This window comes from uncultured Neptuniibacter sp. (genome assembly GCF_947498015.1).
Taxonomy (GTDB): domain Bacteria; phylum Pseudomonadota; class Gammaproteobacteria; order Pseudomonadales; family Balneatricaceae; genus Neptuniibacter.
Genome location: NZ_CANMIR010000011.1, coordinates 37240 through 53285 on the forward strand (window position 1 = coordinate 37240; position 16046 = coordinate 53285).

The following is a 16046-nucleotide window of genomic DNA, read 5'->3' on the forward strand; positions in this document are numbered from 1 at the left end:
ATCCTCCAAAAACGACTGGAGCGGTGCAGGGATGATCGCATCTAAACAGGAAAGCTCAAAAACAATCTTTTTCCTCACAGCAACGGCTACCATCCTAAGCCTCCTGCTACTGCTTTATATTCACCTCAGCAACCAAAATACAGTTAAAAAATATATTCCCTGGATTGATGCATCCATGGAGATCAGGCTTGAAGTGGCGTTGGCACACCTCTGGTTCGAAGAGGTTATTTCAGGTGACAGCGGAGAATCGATAAAGAGCGTACATGAACATATCGATCAGGCAAAATGGTACGCCATTGCGATCTTAGATGGCGGAGAAAACAGGCAAGGTATAATACTTGCCATAAAGGACCCCAAACTGAGAAAGCAGGTCAATACGCTCTTCTATCAGATACAGCTATTCGAGGAAACCATCAACTCCCGTTACAAGCTGGGTGCTAAAGCACTAGCAGGCAGTGATACCGATAAACAGCTTGATGCACAGTTCTCACAACTGATGGATGACACGCACAAACTGGAACTCTCATTAAAACAGCACATCAACAAAGAGAGCGAATCTCAGAACTCTCTACTAATTCTCCTCTTACTGACTATATCAGCCCTGACAACACTCTCTGCACTCACCCTATGGCGCTTCACCAAAAACCGCAGTGTATATATGCAGCAGTTGTCCTTAGCTAACGAGCAGATCTCTGAGCAGAATCATCAGTTGAAAGAACTGGCGCACACCGATCAGCTTACCGGGCTACCTAATCGAAAAATGCTGGAAACCTACACCCAACAGGCTCTTAGCCGTTCCCGACGGAAACACTCATTTCTCAGTCTGACCTTTATCGATTTAGATTTCTTCAAACCCATTAATGATCAGTACGGTCATAACATCGGAGACAAAGTACTGCTGAATTTCACAAAAGCGATTAAATCTGAGCTGAGAGAGGATGATCTGCTAGGTCGCCTTGCAGGTGACGAGTTTATTCTGATCCTGCAGTCCGATTCAGATAAAGAGATTCAGGAATCCCTCGACAAAATAATGATACGTGTTAACAAACGGCTGGAACACCCGATCATCAGTTCGCCAACGGAGATTCACATCCGCTTCAGTTCGGGAACAGCTCTTGCGCCGCTGGACGGTGCCAGCTTCAACTCCCTTTTACATCTGGCTGATCTGGCCATGTACGAAAGTAAGCGTCAAGGTCGCGGACAACACAGCTACTTTTCACACTCCAGCACCTTTCCGGCCGATAGCATTGATAATATAACCCAGCTTAATCCGGAAGCTGCCATTGAATAGCCCCTTTCCCCATCTGCTCCAGATACTGATTAGCCTGGCTAAAATGGCGACAGCCCAGGAAACCCCGATGAGCGGATAATGGTGAGGGGTGAGGCGCTTTAAGAACAAGATGTTTCTGCGGATCAATACGCGCACCTTTTTTCTGGGCATAACTTCCCCATAATAAAAATACTACGTGATCGCAATGCTCATTGATCACTCTGATAACCTCATCAGTAAACACCTCCCAGCCTTTCCCCTGATGCGAACCCGCCTGGCTCTGCTCAACAGTCAACACACTATTGAGCAATAACACACCCTGTTTAGCCCAGCTTTCCAGGTAACCATGGGAAGCACGAGGTATACCCAGATCAGTTTCTAACTCTTTGTAGATATTAACCAGTGACGGTGGTGTTTTAATGCCAGGGAGCACAGAGAAACAGAGCCCGTGAGCCTGCTGCGGTTGATGGTAGGGGTCCTGCCCCAGAATGACTACTTTAACCTGCTCCAGCGGAGTGGCTTCTAAGGCGTGAAACCAGTGATCAGAATGAGGAAAGATAACCTTACGCTTGGACTTTTCCTCACGTAAAAACTCTTTAAGCTTCAGCATATAAGGCTGCTGAAACTGATCACTCAGTACCGCCTGCCAGGTTGGAGCATTTTCTAGTGCCATTTCCATCTATCCACCGCAGTTCTTAATTTCACCTGGCTCCAGCTTTAGCGGCTCTGTGATTACACGCCGATGCCATACAGAGTAATAGCGCACCTTTCCCGGCGCATGCGAGACAATGCCAGAAATAATAATCACGATAAAGTAGATAATGGCATTCGGTTCATGAAACCACCACAGAATGGTTGATAACAGAAGAAGCTTAACGCCGATTGCTGTTCCACGTAGCTGTACCAGCCAGATACCATCGGTGTAGATCTCAATTAATGCCATCAGGCAGCCACTTATGACGGTCAGCCACAAAAAAGGGAGCCATGCAGATTCAGGCTGCTCATATAGATAGGCACCTGCCAGTCCGGTAATACCCACGAGGTGAAGTGTGCGAAGCAGAATACTGATCCAGCGCTTTGCAGGAAGGACTCTTTTTTCTAAAGGAAATAGCCATCTCATCACCTGATTATATCGCCAACAGCTAATCAATAGATATATGCAGTGATCAGATAAAAAAAAGGCCCTCAGATGAGGGCCTCTTAATCAATCACAGCCGTTAGCCGCGTGGACGCATCGCCGGGAACAGGATGACATCACGGATCGATGGTGAATCAGTAAACAGCATAACCAAACGGTCGATTCCGATACCTTCACCGGCTGTTGGCGGCAGACCGTATTCAAGCGCGTTGATGTAATCTGCATCATAGTGCATCGCTTCATCATCGCCGGCATCTTTTTCAGCAACCTGAGCCTGGAAACGTTCAGCCTGATCTTCAGAATCATTCAACTCCGAGAAACCGTTAGCCAGTTCACGTCCACCCACAAAGAACTCAAAGCGGTCGGTGATAAATGGATTATCATCATTGCGACGCGCCAGCGGTGAAACCTCTGCCGGATACTCAGTAATAAAGGTAGGTTGATCCAAACGGTGCTCTACCGTTTTTTCAAAGATCTCAATCTGGACCTTACCTAAGCCCCAGCTATCTTTAACATCAATATCCATACGCTCAGCGATCTGGCGTGCCGCATGTTCATCGGCCAGTGCCTCTGCTGTAATATCGTCGTTATAGTGCAGGATCGAATCAAAAACACTGATACGGCGGAACGGTTTCGCCATATCGTATTCGAAGGTTTCCAACACCTCACCCTCTTCGTTACGTACCGTATTCACAATCGTGGTCGTTCCCAGAACATCCTGAGCGACCGTACGCAACATATCTTCAGTCAGATCCATCAGGTCCCGGTAGTCCGCATATGCCTGATAGAACTCAATCATTGTGAATTCTGGATTGTGGCGTGTTGAAAGGCCTTCATTACGGAAGTTACGGTTAATTTCGAAGACTCGTTCGAAACCGCCTACAACTAAACGTTTCAGGTACAGCTCAGGCGCAATACGCAGATACATATCACGATCCAGCGCATTATGATGCGTCACAAACGGGCGCGCTGTAGCACCGCCAGGAATCACCTGTAACATTGGTGTCTCCGCTTCGATAAAGCGACGTTCCGTCAGGTAGCTACGGATCCCGGAAACAATTTTGGAGCGCATTTCAAAGACGTTACGTGAATCTTCATTGGTGATCAGATCAACATAACGCTGACGATAGCGGATCTCAGTATCCTGCAACCCTTTATGCTTATCCGGCAACGGACGCAGATTCTTCGTCAGAAGCTGATACTCACCCATGTCTACATATAGGTCACCTTTGCCCGATTTATGCAGCACACCGGTAACACCGATGATATCACCCAGATCCAGACTTTTAGCGAACTTACGTGCTTCCTTGTTCACGTAAAACTGGATACGACCTGTCATATCCTGGATCACGCCGAAAGCACCGCGGTTCAGCATCACACGACCGGCAATACTAACCTTGATACCCGCTGCTTCCAGCTCTTCCTTACTCTTTTCGCCATATTCAGCCTGCAGATCCTGTGCATAGCTGTCGCGTCGAAAGGAATTTGGGAACGCATTCCCCTCTTCACGCAGCGCATTAAGTTTTTCACGGCGCTCCGCAATCAGGCGGTTATCGTCTTGTTTCTGAGTATTATCAGACATCGGTGTGGTAAACCTTTAAGTTAGTAATTCTTTACAGGCCAGCTTTCAGGCTGGCTTCAATAAACAGATCCAGATCTCCATCCAGCACTTTATCGCAGTTGGAGCTCTGTACATTAGTCCGGAGATCTTTGATCCGCTGATCATCCAGTACATAAGAACGGATCTGGCTTCCCCAGCCGATATCCGCCTTGGAATCTTCCTGTTCCTGTGCAGCCTCAGTACGCTTGAGCATCTCAACTTCATAGAGCTTAGCTCGAAGCTGTTTCATACAGGTATCTTTGTTCTGATGCTGAGAACGCTGAGCCTGGCTCTGTACCACGATGCCAGAAGGCTCGTGAGTAATACGTACCGCAGATTCAGTTCGGTTAACGTGCTGACCACCCGCGCCCGATGCACGATACACATCGACACGCAGATCAGCTGGATTAATGTCGATCTCAATGTTGTCATCAATTTCGGGAGAGACAAACACAGATGAGAATGAGGTATGGCGGCGGCCACCTGAGTCAAACGGTGATTTACGCACCAGACGGTGTACACCCGTCTCAGTCCTCAACCAACCAAAGGCATACTCACCCTGAAAACTGATTGTTGCCGATTTAATGCCCGCGACATCACCAGCAGAACATTCCAGCAGTTCAGTTTTAAAGCCTTTATCCTCACCCCAACGCAGGTACATGCGGAGCATCATCTCAGCCCAGTCCTGAGCTTCGGTTCCACCTGAGCCCGCCTGAATATCTAAAAAGGCGTTGTTTGGATCAGCTTCACCGGAGAACATACGGCGAAACTCCAGTTGCTGCAGCTTCGCCAGCATAGCGCTGACATCATTTTCCACTTCAGCAACCGTATCTTCGTCATCTTCCTCAACAGCCATCTCAAGAAGATCACGGGTATCATCGACACCGGCAGTCAGTTCATCGATAGTTTCGACTACGCCCTCAAGCGTTGAGCGCTCCTTCCCAAGCTTTTGCGCATTTTCCGGGTTATCCCAAACAGCGGGATCTTCAAGCTCACGCGTGACCTCTTCCAGGCGCTCTTTCTTACCCTCGTAATCAAGAAAGCCACGAAGCGCTTCTGTACGCTCAGTAATATCTTTGAGGTTGTTGAGAATCGGGTTAATTTCCATGGTATAGAATCGTAGCCGGCAGATTAAAAAAGGGCAGTATTTTACCGAAAATCGGTCTATAACACTACCAATTTAGGTGGATAAGTTGGGCAGATGATAAACCAGCGATACACATCTCAAAAAGGGGAGACTGAAGTAAACTAATAGCTGCTCAGCAGGCTAAAAATCAGGTATTACTCTAAGCTGTCTTACTCACTTGAATCCAAACTTTAAGCTATCGATAATCTGTAAGAGTTTTCTGCTGACGCGCTAGCAGTTTCAATACTCGACTGGCACACTGGCAATGTCTGGCTTCAAAACAATGGTATAGAAGGAAACCTGATTCAGTCATGTTGTCGAAATATCTGCTAGGACTCAGCCTGATCTGCTTTTCGCCGGCCATATTTGCATTTACTGGCGGAGATTCACTTCTGCTAATCGATCTGACACAGTCTATTTTTGGTATTCTGGCCCTCATCGTTTTTATCGTGGGCTACTGTTTTGTTCTAGGTGAAGAAGCGATCCATCTACGCAAATCTAAACCTATGATGGTCGCAGCAGGCTTTATCTGGCTTCTCACCGGTATTGCTTACGCACTGAGTGGTGATAACCTCACAGCGGGCCTGGCAGTTAGGCAATACATTCTGGAGTATGCAGAACTATTCCTGTTCCTACTGGCCGCAATGACCTTCATCACCACGATGGAGGAACGTCTGGTTTTTGCTGCGATCCGGTCCTGGCTGGTCGTACAGCGATTCTCCTTACGCAAGATCTACTGGATTACCGGCGCACTTGCTTTCACCATTTCACCTATCGCTGATAACCTATCTACAGCCCTTTTGATGGGCGCGGTATTGATGGCAGTCGGCAACCACTACCATAAATTTATCACGGTGGGCTGTATCAACATTGTAATCGCTGCCAACTCCGGAGGAGCCTTCAGCCCCTTTGGCGACATTACCACTCTGATGGTGTGGCAGAAAGGCCTGGTCCATTTTGCTGACTTTCTTCACCTTTTCCCCTCCGCATTGATCACCTGGCTAATCCCTGCTGCCATTATGAGTACAGTAATAGAAAGCGCGCCCCCATCCGGGGAAACGGAGCGCCTCCATATGAAAAAGGGGGCAGCAACAATCATCTTTATCTTTTTATTTACAATTACCCTCTCCATTCTGGCGCATACTATTCTTAACCTTCCCCCGGTTTTAGGCATGATGACCGGACTGGGCATCCTCAAGCTCTTTGGCTTTTACATCAGCAAACATGAACCCATCGTGCACGAACAGGGACATATAACTCACCATCACGCAGAGAACATGCAGACTCACCAACACGCCAAAGGGGACCATTCAGATGTAATCAGGCGTTTTAATATCTTCAAAGTAGTGGAGCGTTCCTCATGGGATACCCTGATGTTCTTCTATGGGGTTGTACTTTGTGTAGGAGGGTTAGCAACGCTGGGCTATTTAGCATTGCTATCGGAATGGATGTATACCGGTCTGGGCGCAACCACCAGCAACATCTTAGTTGGCTTTGCATCAGCCCTTGTTGATAACATTCCAGTAATGTTTGCGGTGCTCAGCATGGAACCAGAGATGGATCTATCGCAATGGTTACTGGTTACACTGGCGGCGGGCGTCGGCGGATCTATCTTATCGATTGGCTCTGCTGCAGGGATCGCCCTGATGGGACAGGCTCAGGGGGTATATACCTTCGCAAGCCACCTGAAGTGGAGTTGGGCGATCATACTCGGATATCTCTGCGGTATTCTCACCCATATGCTGTTACATAATATGTTTTAACGCTTTCCGTTCAGTTCAGGCCATACCAAATTCAGAAAGAACTTGCTGACACCAGCGTGTAACACGCTCTTCAGTCTCGCTACGTTGACAATCTTCATCGATCGCCAATCCCACAAACTGGCTTTGATCGTCCGTTAGCGCTTTTGAGGCTTCAAAGTCATAGCCTTCAACAGACCAGTACCCCACCATCTTGGCACCTCGCGCCCGCATACGTTCATGCAGCAATCCCATCGCATCCAGAAACCACTCGCTGTATCCAATCTGATCACCAAGTCCGAACAAGGCACAGCTTTTGCCCTCAACCTCAGCTGCATCTAGCACCTGCCAAAGATCGGCCCAGTCCTCCTGAAGCTCGCCAAAATCCCAAGTCGGAATACCCAGTATCAGATGCTCATACTCAGCCAGACTATCCAGCCCATCAGCTGCAATATCAATACGATGAACCTTATCCAGCCCAATATTTTCGGCAATCAGGTCAGCAACACTCTCTGTGTTTCCGGTCGTTGACCCATAAAACAAACCGATCGATCTACTCATCTCATTCCCAACTCTACAAACAAAAAAAGCAGCCCATGGCTGCTTTTAACACAGGTAATTACTACTTATTGAAAGCATCAAATGTAGACTGAGCCATCCCCTCTATCTCGGAACGGGCTTCCTGAAGCGCCTTCATATTCTGCTCACTCGCACATTTGAGTGTCTCTTCAAGCTCTTTGGCATAGCTGCGCTGTAGTTCCAGCAGATCAGAAGGGGACTGGCACTTCTGCATCTCTTTTGTCTGCTGAATGGTCGCTTCGATACAAGATTTGGTGCACTCCATCTGCTGACGTGTAAGCTCTTCCAGCATTTTAGTCTGAATATTAACCAGTTCTTTGAACGGTCCCATAGAATCAGTTATTTTTTTATTCATATCTTGGAACATAATCACCACCTTCCCTTAAAAGTCACCAGAGAAACTACAACATCGCACTCACAGTACCATCATAAAGAGCGCAGGACTTATTGATATCTACCCTTATAATAAAGCACTCTAGCGATACAATGGCAAAGCCTATATTGCTCTCATAATACCAAATATCGACACAAAGGATGCTGAAAAATGCGCTTTTTACACACCATGCTGCGCGTAACTGATCTACAACAATCTATTGATTTCTATACACAGCTGATGGGAATGAAACTATTACGCAGCAAGGACTATCCAGATGGACGATTTACACTGGCATTTCTCGGCTACGGCGATGAAGCACAACACACCGCACTGGAGCTGACGCATAACTGGGATACTGACAGTTACGAACTAGGCAGCGCATTTGGTCACCTGGCGATCGAGGTTGAAGATGTATATGCCGCTTGTGAAGCGATTAAAAAGAAAGGGGGCAAGGTTGTCCGTGATGCTGGGCCGATGAAGCACGGAAGCACCGTACTTGCGTTTGTAAAAGACCCTGATGGTTATATGATTGAACTACTTGGCAGCAAACGTAACGATTAACGTAGAGATCCAATCAGTGGTTGATTTTCACCACTAAACAGCAAACGCCGGGGCAGTGTTCTGTGCGGCTGATATACAGTTGCGCCCTTTCTCTTTAGCACGATAAAGATGCTCATCTGATCTCTTGATAACCGCATCAGGATTAAGATCCTGGTGCGAGGCCAGTGCGATCCCGATACTGACCGTTAAGGGGATCTGATAACCGTTTATCTGAAATGGTTCAGCAGAGACCATCATGAGCACTCTCTCAGCAACCGACATCAGCTGCTCTTCACTCACTTCAGGCAACAACACAATAAACTCTTCTCCACCATATCGACCCAGATCCGAATAGAGACGCAACTCCCCCTGTAACCGGTGAGCAAAGTAGCGTAACAGCTCATCACCCACCTGATGTCCATATTGATCGTTAACCTGTTTGAAATGATCGATATCCAACATTAAGATCCCAAAACCTTTCTCGTCAGAACATCCCCGTCTAAACCGTTCCCACTCAGCTTCAATCCTTCGCGTTATCTCCGCGCGATTATATATATTGGTGACACTGTCGATTGTTGCTAACTGCTCCAGAAGGTGCTGCTGACTCAAAAGCTTACGCGCAGTACTGTGCATAAATATGTAAGCCGTTATAACGACACAGAACAAAATTATTGAGATCCCAACCATAAAGAGCAGAACGCCCTGGTTAACTTCTGCTCTAAACTCTGTCATATCCTGATAGATTTCGAAAACACCAATAACCGAGCCTGATTCATCCCTCATCGGAACATAGCTCTCTACCACATCAACATCAAAACGGTTTTCAGCGGCCATATCATGAACTTGATCTTTAGTTTGTATCGTCGAACTCCGCCCTCCGGAAAGCGCAATCTCCAGATGTTTATTCCCTACTGCGCCCTTTCCAATAATCTCAAAATCATTGCTATAAACTACAATATTACTCGGCGCAAAAAGCTTAATTTTCAGGATACCATAGGGTGTAAGAAACGCTCTGAGGGTCTTATCCAGATGCAGGATCTCATCATTGGGTAGAAAAGGCTTAGCTAATGCATTATCCAATATCTCACGGTGAGCATGCATAATGGACACCGCAAGATTTGAGGCATTCGACTCCGCCAGCCGTAAAACATAACGCTCATACAGCTTAAACGAAGCAAAGCCTGACAGTAAAAGTAGCACCAGTGATGACAATACTGCGATAAAGCTGAAACGCTTTAAAAAAAGATTGGGAGCATTCGAAAGTTCCCTGGGACTCATGCAACAATACCTCTAGACAAGCTACCACCTTGGTGCAAAAAAATCCCTGTAGAACTCTAATCCTAGCATTTTTAGATAAAAATGCTCGCTCATCCTGCTGGATTGCGAAGCAAAAGCCTATCCATCTATAGGCTCATATAAAAAAATAGAGGGTCAATTGACTGAATGCTGATCCACAAACTGCCTGAACTCTTCTGGCGGGAGAGGCTTGCTGGTGAGATACCCCTGATAAAAATTACATGCCTTACTTCTCAAAAACATAAGCTGCTCCTCAGTTTCCACCCCCTCGGCGAGCACTTTAAGGCCTAAATTGTGCCCCATAGCCAGGATAGTGGATGCGATCACCATATCGTCTTTATCATGGGGGATATCATTAACGAAGGATTTATCGATCTTAAGCACATCCAGAGGAAATTTTTTAAGATAGGAGAGGGATGAATAACCTGTCCCAAAATCATCCAGTGCGATACGCACCCCTAAATTACGTAGATTTTGTAGTAATTCTATCGCTTCACTCTCCCTCTCCATCAGGGCACTCTCCGTTATCTCTAGCTCCAATAACTCAGGCGGCAGTTCAGTTTCTTCCAGAATCCCAGCGACAATCTCCTCCAGGTCAGAGTGTCGCAACTGAACCGCAGAGATATTCACAGCAACCAGTAGAGGAGCCATCCCCTCATCCAGCCATCTTTTTAGCTGCTCACAGCTCTCTTTAAGCACGTAATAACCAATGCGATTAATCAAGCCGGTCTGCTCTGCAAGCGGTATGAACTGATCCGGAGGTACGACACCCCGTTCAGGATCGATCCAGCGAACCAAGGCTTCTGCACCAACCAACTGATTATTATCCATACGAACCTGAGGTTGAAAATAGACGCAAAGCTCTCCGTTGGAGATCGCTTTCATCAACCGCGATTCCATATCTAACCGGTTGCGGGCATCGATCGTTAACTCCTCTGTAAAGTAGTGAAACCGCCCACGCCCCTCGGCTTTTGCGCGATAGAGGGCCGCATCCGCATGTTGCAGCAACGCTTCAGGCTCTTCACTTCTATTAGGATAGATACTGATGCCGATTGAACCTCCAATCGCCACTTCACAGCGATTGCTCAGATTCCAACTGGTCGATAAAGAGCCAATCAGCTCATTCGCAACTTTCCCTGCATCTTCTGGATGATCCAGATCCTCCAGCAGGATTGCGAACTCATCGCCCCCCATACGGCAGACTAAATCTGTTTCACGGACTCTGTCAGATAGAAGCAACGCCACCTGCTTAAGCAGGTCATCTCCGGCAGCATGACCGAAACTATCATTAACATCTTTAAATCGATCCAGATCTAACAGCAGCAGAGCTATAGAAGAGTTCTGCCGTTTAGCGTGCGCCAGGGATTGTGTTAGACGTGTCTGTAGCACTAAGCGATTCGGTAAGCCCGTTAACATGTCATGATGAGCCAGATAAACCAGCTTATCCTCAGACTCCTTCATTTTAGAGATATCCGCGAACACTCCCACATAATGGGACACTTTGCCCTGTTCACCCTCTACCGCACTAATACTTAGGAGCTCGGGGTAGGTTGAACCATCTTTTCGTCGATTCCAGATCTCACCCTGCCAGTAACCGTTCTCACTAATGGATTGCCACATCTGCTGGTAGAAATCATCACCATGCCTGCCCGACTGCAGAATCCGGGATGAATGACCAATCACTTCACTTTCCGTATATCCGGTCAGGTGGCAGAAGGCACTATTCACCATCTGGATAGTGCCATCCGGATCAGTGATCATGACTCCCTCATTGGTGTGAGCAAAAACAGCCGCCGCCTGACGCAATCGCTCCTCATTCAGCTTTTGCTCTGTAACGTCTCGAACAAAGACGAAGAAACGCCCACCTCCGCCCGGCCAATAAGTGACATTGATCTCTACATCGTACTTTTCGCCACTCTTCCGTCTGTGCGTGGAGAGGAATCGGCGCCCCCCCACCTGTTTAATCTCAGAAATTTTCTGCTTAATCTCGTGTACAGACTCAAGGGCTTCAAGATCTCCGATCTGCATCGAGACCAACTCGTCACGGCTATAACCGGACATCTGTACATAAGCCTCATTCACATCAAGCAGATACCCCTTACCGTCGACAATCCAAAAACCATCCAGGGCTGTGGTGATCACTCCAAAATAGGTCTCAGCACTCTCTTTAAGCGCCGCGGTAGCCTGCTTATGTTCAGTGACATCTTCAAGTATCGCCAGGAAACCATCCTCGGTTGTCACCCCTGAAGCTTTAACAATCCTCTCGTCGCCATCTTTACAGGTCACAAAATACTCATAAGGATCGATCTTGTGATCACCCATTCGGGCAACCTCAACCAGCTCAGCCCATAAGCTGCTGGCGCTCTCCCGATAGTTGGAATCAGGGTGAGCCTGATCAAACCAGTCATTGAGAGTTGGCACATCGTCAACCTGATAACCGAAGGTCTCTCGGAACTGGCGATTCACACTGATAAGATCGCCATTAAAAGTTACGTACGCCATCGGTATTGGAGACTCATCAAATAGCGTGCGGAATTTCAGCTCACTCTCCGTCAGCTTCTGGATTGCAACGTCGCGCTCAGTCAGATCGCGTGCAATCGCGACCACATACTCTTTATTTCCCAAACTGATGAGCTTCGCCTTCACCTCTACCGGGAGAATATGACCATCACTGCGCTTATGCCCAGACTCAAACAGCAGCTCTCTCTTTGCTTTTAATTCTTGTACATGTCGATTCAACCAAAGATCTAACGTTGTAAACTGGGCAGATATATCTGTGACTCTAAGATTTAAGAGATCACTCATCGGCATCATCAAGCTTTTGGCAGCCTGCAGATTGGCATCCAGTATTCGGCCATCATCCGCATCAATGATGTAGATTGCATCACTGACCTGCTCCACTAAGTTCTGATAGAACGCTTTTTGCTCCACATCACGCAGTCGCGCTTCGGTACTCTGAAGGTCACGATTTTTGCGCAGCAGTGTTTCCTGAAGGTACTCAATATAGGAGCCTTGAAGAGACTTCGCGATATCATGTCGAGTTAGTATCCCCTGTAGAACACCGCCAGCATCCATCACCACCAGGCGTCTGACTTTATGATGTTCCATCAGACGACTTGCATGCTGTAGCGGTGTATCAGCACTAATAGTAATCAGTGGCGAAACCATCTCGTCGGCCACACACACCTGCTCAGCGGCTTCAATGGACCCCGCCAAGCGCACCATATCTCGCTCAGTGAGAATGCCCGCCGGGAGATCATCAATCGTCACAACGACACAACTGATTTTTTGTGCGCGCATCATCGAGACTGCAACAGATAGGGGCTCCGCATGATCAATCGTGCTGACTTTACGTGTCATAGAGCTGGCGACTGTCTTCAGTTCAACCAGATACTCCATCCCCATATGGTGAAGAAAATCCCCTTCGCTGACTAAACCGATTAACACACCGGAATCATCAACCACCACCAGATGGCGCACTTTGTGCTCTGACATCACCTGATAGGCATCACCATAGCCCAGATGAGACTTTACAATGATCGGTGGTTGACTCATCACCTCTTTCATTGTCAAAGCTTGAACCGCTTTGGATTCTGAGATCAGACGTATCGCATCCTGCTCTGTAAAAATACCAACAGGCCGGTCGGCCTTATCAACCGCAACAACACTGCTGATAGAGCGCTGCTGCATTAACGACAGAACATGAGTGAGCGCAACATCGGGGGAAACCTTAACGACGTCCGCTGTCAATATAGCTTTGAGTGGTACTGACTCAATTTCCAGGGTATTCAGATTCATATCCATGAACTTCAACACAAGTTGATTCAAGCTTAGACGATTCTAAGACACGAACCGTTAGAATACATCGTTATAAGCACTAAGGTGAATGTATATTAAACAACCGTATTAATGTATTATAAAAACATTTTAGTTAGAATTGATCCATCGCAACAGAATGAAAATGAGAGTAGTGCTGCACCCAGATCTTAATATAGAATCGCGCACTAAATTAGCCAATGCTTAAGTACCTTCATCTATTTCGGGGTCGATTTCACTGTTTAGGAGCGCTTAATCCTAGGTGTAATCAACAATTCCGATCCAATTTGGGTATAATTGGCGACCTCTCTCGAACCCTAACTTATTAATATGGGCAACACTCGATGAAGAAACAGATTCTTTTAGCTGCAAGCCTGATGTTAAGCATCACGACCACTGACCTGATGGCTGCAAATCTGGGCAAAGGCTCTATCGCTTTTGATAAGCAAGATTACAAAACCGCTCTTGAAGAGTTAGCGCCTCTGGCAAAAGAGGGGGATCCTGACGCCCTGAATATGGTTGGCCAGATGTATGAAAATGGCTGGGGTGTTGATAAAGATGAAGCTAAGGCTGTTCAGTTCTACACTCGCGGTGCGGCACTTGGACATATCGGTAACGTAAACAGTCTGCGTGCTATCAAAGACAAAGAGTATAAATTAGAGCTTAAGACAGTTCAGCCAGCTGCAGAAGCAGGCGATGCCAACGCTCAGAACCGATTAGGTGAGATGGCAGAGTTTGGTTACGGCATGAAACGTAATCCAGATCTGGCTATCCAGTGGTACCTAAAATCTGCAGACCAGGGTTTTATCGCGGCTCAACATAACATCGGGCGTTGCTATAACTTTGGTACAGGCGTTACTCAGGACTTCGCAGAAGCTGAACGCTGGTACCGAAAAGCTGCAGAGCAGGGTCATACCGATGCCATGTTTTTCCTGGGCACACTGTACTCAAACAGCCATGGTTCCCAAGCAGATCAAGACACCAACATTCTGGCCTATGCCTGGATGCACAACGCAGCAGAACTGGGCAACCGCACCGCGGTTGAGATTGAAAAACGCTTAGTCATGAAACTGAATGACAGTGAGCTGGCTGAAGCGAAATCACTTGCTGAAGAGTACCGAAAAACCTATATCGGTCAGTAAGTCGTTGCCAAAATCACAAAAAAGGCGATCTTCGGATCGCCTTTTTCTTAGACTTATTGTGCTAATCCCCATAGGAAATTGGTGATATAATAACCAGCTTTAATTTTCCCGGATGATCGGACGCAGAACCGACACTCCCCCGATACACAGTTCTATACGATGAAACGCCTATGAACAGCGTGCAAACGCCGCCGACTGATTACGCAATCAGCACTGATCCCCAAACCAGCAACAGCAACCTGATCACGTCCGGCCTTGCCCTGACTGCATTCGCATACTCACTGTACTGGCTCAACCAGAACGAATCCCCGCAGCAGATGTGGTTAATGGTCATTGGCGGATTATTAGGCCTGGCGCTTTATCATGCCTCCTTTGGATTCACGACCGCATGGCGCAACTTCATCATCAATAAACGTGGACGAGGTTTACGGGCTCAGATGGTAATGCTGGCGGTCGCAGTCTGCCTATTCTTCCCGGCACTCGGGGCGGGAGAGCTGTTCGGGGAGGAGGCTCGAGGTTATGTCAGACCACTCGGATTCTCTGTCCTAATCGGTGCATTTATCTTCGGCATAGGGATGCAGTTGGGTAATGGATGTGCATCCGGTAATCTTTACCATGCTGGTGGGGGCCAGTTAAGAGCGATCCCAAGCATGTTTGGATTTATGGTGGGCGGCCTCTGGGCAACAGCTGACTATGAGTGGTGGATGGAAAAACCGCAGCTGGCACCGGTTTCAGTCATTGAAACAGCAGGCGTATTACCTGCAATCCTGATCAATCTTGCGCTGTTTGCAGCCATCGCAGGCTTCACCTACTGGCTAGAGAAACGCACACACGGCGAAGTGGAAGCGGACAAACCTCATCAGGGATTAACCCAATGGCGAAGATATCTACAGGGCCCCTGGCCATTCATTTGGGGGGCACTGGTACTCGCTCTGCTTAACTTTACAACACTCGCCATCACAGGGCGCCCATGGGCAGTCGCTGTGGCATACCCTCTCTGGGGTGCGAAATTAGCCATGCTCCTCGAACTTGAACTAGAGATGGATTTCTGGACCTACTGGCTACAGCCGGGGCGCGAAGCCGCATTGGAAGAGTCCCTCAGCAGTGATGTTAATTCAGTTATGAATGCAGGCGTTCTGTTGGGCGCCTTTGTTGCCGCCGCGATGGCAGGTAAATTTTCCTTCCAGTGGAGACTACCGTTACTACACTGGATTGCCGCACTAATCGGCGGTGTGATGCTTGGCTATGGCGCTACGATCGCGTTTGGTTGTAATATCGGCGCGTATTTTGGTGGTATCGCCTCAGGCAGTCTCCATGGCTGGCTCTGGCTGGTAGCCGCTTTTGCAGGAAGCTACGTGGGCAGTTATCTTCGTCCACTCTTTAAGCTTGAAAATAAAACCTCGACCCGAAGTGCGTGTTAACCT

Annotated in this window: 13 protein-coding genes; 5 read left to right on the top strand and 8 right to left on the bottom strand. The window is 47.7% G+C overall.

The window, feature by feature from the left end; genetic code table 11:
• Window positions 1-31: 31 nt before the first annotated feature.
• Window positions 32-1291: a GGDEF domain-containing protein gene (locus Q0882_RS13255; RefSeq protein WP_299182552.1), complete on the top strand. Its 1260-nt coding sequence runs from the start codon at window positions 32-34 to the stop codon at window positions 1289-1291.
• Here the strand turns inward: Q0882_RS13255 and ung are convergent.
• The 4 genes from ung to prfB form a co-directional block, all read right to left on the bottom strand.
• A complete protein-coding gene (ung, locus tag Q0882_RS13260; protein ID WP_299182778.1) occupies window positions 1266-1943 on the bottom strand; it encodes a uracil-DNA glycosylase in 678 nt (225 codons plus the stop codon). The genes Q0882_RS13255 and ung overlap by 26 nt on opposite strands.
• 6 nt (window positions 1944-1949) lie before the next feature.
• A complete protein-coding gene (locus Q0882_RS13265) occupies window positions 1950-2390 on the bottom strand; it encodes a hypothetical protein (RefSeq protein ID WP_299182781.1) in 441 nt (146 codons plus the stop codon).
• A 97-nt stretch (window positions 2391-2487) separates the two neighbouring features.
• A complete protein-coding gene (lysS, locus tag Q0882_RS13270) occupies window positions 2488-3990 on the bottom strand; it encodes a lysine--tRNA ligase (RefSeq protein WP_299182555.1) in 1503 nt (500 codons plus the stop codon).
• 31 nt (window positions 3991-4021) lie between these two features.
• Entirely contained in the window at window positions 4022-5116 is a 1095-nt protein-coding gene (gene prfB / locus Q0882_RS13275) for a peptide chain release factor 2 (protein ID WP_299182557.1), read from the bottom strand.
• Between the two features lie 329 nt (window positions 5117-5445).
• On the opposite strand from prfB, the gene nhaD reads away from it, so the two are divergent.
• Complete coding sequence (gene nhaD / locus Q0882_RS13280; RefSeq protein ID WP_299182559.1) at window positions 5446-6897, top strand: sodium:proton antiporter NhaD; 1452 nt, start codon at window positions 5446-5448, stop codon at window positions 6895-6897.
• A 15-nt stretch (window positions 6898-6912) separates the two neighbouring features.
• Here nhaD and fldB read toward each other — a convergent pair whose 3' ends face one another.
• On the bottom strand, window positions 6913-7434 hold the full coding sequence (gene fldB, locus Q0882_RS13285; RefSeq protein ID WP_299182562.1) for a flavodoxin FldB: 522 nt from the start codon (window positions 7432-7434) through the stop codon (window positions 6913-6915).
• Window positions 7435-7495: 61 nt separating this feature from the next.
• Window positions 7496-7819, bottom strand: coding sequence for a phasin family protein (locus Q0882_RS13290; protein ID WP_299182565.1), 324 nt, complete (start codon window positions 7817-7819; stop codon window positions 7496-7498).
• Window positions 7820-7996: 177 nt separating this feature from the next.
• Here Q0882_RS13290 and gloA point away from each other — a divergent pair, with 177 nt between their 5' ends.
• On the top strand, window positions 7997-8389 hold the full coding sequence (gene gloA, locus Q0882_RS13295) for a lactoylglutathione lyase (RefSeq protein WP_299182567.1): 393 nt from the start codon (window positions 7997-7999) through the stop codon (window positions 8387-8389).
• 33 nt (window positions 8390-8422) lie between these two features.
• Here the strand turns inward: gloA and Q0882_RS13300 are convergent, their stop codons facing one another.
• On the bottom strand, window positions 8423-9646 hold the full coding sequence (locus Q0882_RS13300; protein WP_299182570.1) for a diguanylate cyclase: 1224 nt from the start codon (window positions 9644-9646) through the stop codon (window positions 8423-8425).
• 153 nt (window positions 9647-9799) lie between these two features.
• Window positions 9800-13462, bottom strand: a complete 3663-nt coding sequence (locus tag Q0882_RS13305) for an EAL domain-containing protein (RefSeq protein WP_299182572.1) — start codon at window positions 13460-13462, stop codon at window positions 9800-9802.
• A 362-nt stretch (window positions 13463-13824) separates the two neighbouring features.
• On the opposite strand from Q0882_RS13305, the gene Q0882_RS13310 reads away from it, so the two are divergent.
• Together Q0882_RS13310 and Q0882_RS13315 are read left to right on the top strand one after the other, a co-directional pair.
• Entirely contained in the window at window positions 13825-14622 is a 798-nt protein-coding gene (locus Q0882_RS13310; RefSeq protein ID WP_299182575.1) for a tetratricopeptide repeat protein, read from the top strand.
• 170 nt (window positions 14623-14792) lie between these two features.
• On the top strand, window positions 14793-16043 hold the full coding sequence (locus Q0882_RS13315; RefSeq protein WP_299182577.1) for a YeeE/YedE family protein: 1251 nt from the start codon (window positions 14793-14795) through the stop codon (window positions 16041-16043).
• Window positions 16044-16046 lie beyond the last annotated feature (3 nt).

Bases quoted from the DNA above. Each gene is read 5' to 3' on its own strand.
- Q0882_RS13255 (WP_299182552.1), top strand. From the start codon at position 32: ATGATCGCATCTAAACAGGAAAGCTCAAAAACAATCTTTTTCCTCACA.
- Q0882_RS13315 (WP_299182577.1), top strand. From the start codon at position 14,793: ATGAACAGCGTGCAAACGCCGCCGACTGATTACGCAATCAGCACTGAT.
- Q0882_RS13290 (WP_299182565.1), bottom strand. From the start codon at position 7,819: ATGTTCCAAGATATGAATAAAAAAATAACTGATTCTATGGGACCGTTC.
- gloA (WP_299182567.1), top strand. From the start codon at position 7,997: ATGCGCTTTTTACACACCATGCTGCGCGTAACTGATCTACAACAATCT.
- Q0882_RS13265 (WP_299182781.1), bottom strand. From the start codon at position 2,390: ATGAGATGGCTATTTCCTTTAGAAAAAAGAGTCCTTCCTGCAAAGCGC.
- lysS (WP_299182555.1), bottom strand. From the start codon at position 3,990: ATGTCTGATAATACTCAGAAACAAGACGATAACCGCCTGATTGCGGAG.
- nhaD (WP_299182559.1), top strand. From the start codon at position 5,446: ATGTTGTCGAAATATCTGCTAGGACTCAGCCTGATCTGCTTTTCGCCG.
- Q0882_RS13300 (WP_299182570.1), bottom strand. From the start codon at position 9,646: ATGAGTCCCAGGGAACTTTCGAATGCTCCCAATCTTTTTTTAAAGCGT.
- fldB (WP_299182562.1), bottom strand. From the start codon at position 7,434: ATGAGTAGATCGATCGGTTTGTTTTATGGGTCAACGACCGGAAACACA.
- Q0882_RS13310 (WP_299182575.1), top strand. From the start codon at position 13,825: ATGAAGAAACAGATTCTTTTAGCTGCAAGCCTGATGTTAAGCATCACG.
- ung (WP_299182778.1), bottom strand. From the start codon at position 1,943: ATGGCACTAGAAAATGCTCCAACCTGGCAGGCGGTACTGAGTGATCAG.
- prfB (WP_299182557.1), bottom strand. From the start codon at position 5,116: ATGGAAATTAACCCGATTCTCAACAACCTCAAAGATATTACTGAGCGT.
- Q0882_RS13305 (WP_299182572.1), bottom strand. From the start codon at position 13,462: ATGAATCTGAATACCCTGGAAATTGAGTCAGTACCACTCAAAGCTATA.